The organism is Actinoplanes sp. NPDC049599 (assembly GCF_044465625.1).
Classification (GTDB): domain Bacteria; phylum Actinomycetota; class Actinomycetes; order Mycobacteriales; family Micromonosporaceae; genus Actinoplanes.
Map to the genome: position 1 here is coordinate 1 of NZ_JBITLX010000066.1, position 3,554 is coordinate 3,554.

Here is a 3,554-nt window from a genome sequence, read left to right on the forward strand (position 1 = left end):
ACGTTAAGTCCGGCGGCGTCCTACTCTCCCACACCCTCCCGAGTGCAGTACCATCGGCGCTGGAGGGCTTAGCTTCCGGGTTCGGAATGAGACCGGGCGTTTCCCCTCCGCTATAACCACCGAAACAGCTGCCAGCAATCACAAACAACACCAACATCGTGATGGTTGTTTGCAAGCTGTGAATCACACAGTGGACGCGTAGAGCATAAAGTTTAGGGTAGTTAAGCCCTCGGCCTATTAGTACCGGTCGACTGAACCTATTACTAGGCTTACATCTCCGGCCTATCAACCCAGTCGTCTAGCTGGGAGCCTTACCCACTCAAGGTGGTGGGATACCTCATCTCGAAGCGAGCTTCCCGCTTAGATGCTTTCAGCGGTTATCCCTTCCGAACGTAGCCAACCAGCCGTGCCCCTGGCGGGACAACTGGCACACCAGAGGTTCGTCCGTCCCGGTCCTCTCGTACTAGGGACAGCCCTTCTCAAGTATCCAACGCGCACGGCGGATAGGGACCGAACTGTCTCACGACGTTCTAAACCCAGCTCGCGTACCGCTTTAATGGGCGAACAGCCCAACCCTTGGGACCTGCTACAGCCCCAGGATGCGACGAGCCGACATCGAGGTGCCAAACCATCCCGTCGATATGGACTCTTGGGGAAGATCAGCCTGTTATCCCCGGGGTACCTTTTATCCGTTGAGCGACACCGCTTCCACACGCAAGTGCCGGATCACTAGTCCCGACTTTCGTCCCTGCTCGACCTGTCAGTCTCACAGTCAAGCTCCCTTGTGTACTTACACTCAACACCTGATTGCCAACCAGGCTGAGGGAACCTTTGGGCGCCTCCGTTACCTTTTAGGAGGCAACCGCCCCAGTTAAACTACCCACCAGACACTGTCCCTCGACCCGATCAGGGCCGCAAGTTAGATACCCAAATCCAACAGAGTGGTATTTCAAGATTGCCTCCACCCGAACTGGCGTCCGGACTTCACAGGCTCCCACCTATCCTACACAATTACATTCGGATACCAATGTCAAGCTATAGTAAAGGTCCCGGGGTCTTTCCGTCCTGCCGCGCGTAACGAGCATCTTTACTCGTACTGCAATTTCGCCGGGCCTGTGGTTGAGACAGTGGGGAAGTCGTTACGCCATTCGTGCAGGTCGGAACTTACCCGACAAGGAATTTCGCTACCTTAGGATGGTTATAGTTACCACCGCCGTTTACTGGCGCTTAAGTTCTCCGCCTCGCCCCGAAAGGCTAACAGGTCCCCTTAACGTTCCAGCACCGGGCAGGCGTCAGTCCATATACATCGTCTTACGACTTGGCATGGACCTGTGTTTTTAGTAAACAGTCGCTTCCCCCTGCTCTCTGCGGCCATACCACGCTCCACCCGCAAGGGGCTTCACGCGTCCGGCCCCCCTTCTCCCTAAGTTACGGGGGCAATTTGCCGAGTTCCTTAACCACAGTTCGCCCGTCGCCTCGGTATTCTCTACCTGACCACCTGTGTCGGTTTGGGGTACGGGCCGCTCGGAACATCGCTAGAGGCTTTTCTCGGCAGCATAGGATCACTGACTTCACCTGAATCGGCTCGGCATCACGTCTCAGCCTCATGCGTCACGGATTTGCCTATGACACGGCCTACACGCTTACCCCGGCACAACCACCGGCCGGGCTCAGCTACCTTCCTGCGTCACCCCATCGCTAAACTACTACCTGCCAGGTTCCCAGGCTCCACACCATAAACCCGAAGGTCGCCGGCGCTTCACGTGGTTAGCACAACAAGGTTCGTCTTGGGCGCTCCTTTGCGGGTACGGGAATATCAACCCGTTATCCATCGACTACGCCTCTCGGCCTCGCCTTAGGCCCCGACTCACCCAGGGCGGATTAGCCTGGCCCTGGAACCCTTGGTCATCCGGCGGAAGGGTTTCTCACCCTTCATTCGCTACTCATGCCTGCATTCTCACTCGTGCAACCTCCACGGCTGGATCACTCCGCCGCTTCACCGGTAGCACGACGCTCCCCTACCGACCCACACACCTGCACCCATCAGTAAACTGACAAGCGGGGTTAATATGTGAGTCCCACAGCTTCGGCGGTGTGCTTGAGCCCCGCTACATTGTCGGCGCGGAACCACTTGACCAGTGAGCTATTACGCACTCTTTAAAGGATGGCTGCTTCTAAGCCAACCTCCTGGTTGTCTATGCGACCCCACATCCTTTTCCACTTAGCACACGCTTAGGGGCCTTAGCTGGTGATCTGGGCTGTTTCCCTCTCGACTACGAAGCTTATCCCCCGCAGTCTCACTGCCGCGCTCTCACTTACCGGCATTCGGAGTTTGGCTGATTTCGGTAAGCTTGTAGGCCCCCTAGACCATCCAGTGCTCTACCTCCGGCAAGAAACACGCGACGCTGCACCTAAATGCATTTCGGGGAGAACCAGCTATCACGGAGTTTGATTGGCCTTTCACCCCTAACCACAGGTCATCCCCCAACTTTTCAACGTTGGTGGGTTCGGTCCTCCACGCAGTCTTACCCACGCTTCAACCTGCCCATGGCTAGATCACTCCGCTTCGGGTCTAGAACATGCGACTCAAACGCCCTCTTCAGACTCGCTTTCGCTACGGCTGCCCCACACGGGTTAACCTCGCCACATGCCACTAACTCGCAGGCTCATTCTTCAAAAGGCACGCCATCACCCCAACAAGGAGGCTCTGACGGATTGTAGGCGAACGGTTTCAGGTACTATTTCACTCCCCTCCCGGGGTACTTTTCACCATTCCCTCACGGTACTTGTCCGCTATCGGTCACCAGGAAGTATTCAGCCTTACCAGGTGGTCCTGGCAGATTCACGGCAGATTACAGGAGTCCGCCGCTACTCGGGAACACCAAAAAGAGGTCTACGATTTTCGTCTACGGGACTCTCACCCTCTACGGTTGGCTTTCCCACACCACTCGACTAACCGCAAACTTTGTAACTCTCCACCACAGTGTCAGCTGCGACAATTGGGTCCCACAACCCCCATGACGTAACCCCTGACAGGTATCACACGCCACAGGTTTAGGCTAGATCCGCTTTCGCTCGCCACTACTCACGGAATCACTGTTGTTTTCTCTTCCTACGGGTACTGAGATGTTTCACTTCCCCGCGTTCCCCCCATACACCCTATGAATTCAGATGCAGGTGACACCACATGACTGGTGCCAGGTTTCCCCATTCGGACACCCTGGGATCATAGCTTGGTTGACAGCTCCCCCAGGCCTATCGCGGCCTCCCACGTCCTTCATCGGCTCCTGGTGCCAAGGCATCCACCGTTCGCCCTTGACAACTTAACCTACAGAAAACAAGATGCTCGCGTCCACTGTGCAATTCTCAACCAACAACCAACCCACAACCCACAAGGCCCCACACCAGCCACCAGGAACACAACCCCCACAACAGGAGCCGGCTCTCCGACACGGTATGCAAGACCAGGCCATGCCTGGACAGTTCCGAAACAACAACCCCAACCCTCACAGGCCACAGTTGTTCCTTCAGGACCCAACAGGGTGCTAATCATC

Annotated in this window: 2 rRNA genes; both read right to left on the minus strand. The window is 56.2% G+C overall.

Going from position 1 to position 3,554, the window contains the following annotated elements:
* Positions 1–7 precede the first annotated feature (7 nt).
* Positions 8–124 (minus strand): 5S ribosomal RNA (gene rrf / locus ACIBQZ_RS43140).
* A 93-nt stretch (positions 125–217) separates the two neighbouring features.
* Positions 218–3,329, minus strand: a 23S ribosomal RNA gene (locus ACIBQZ_RS43145).
* Positions 3,330–3,554 lie beyond the last annotated feature (225 nt).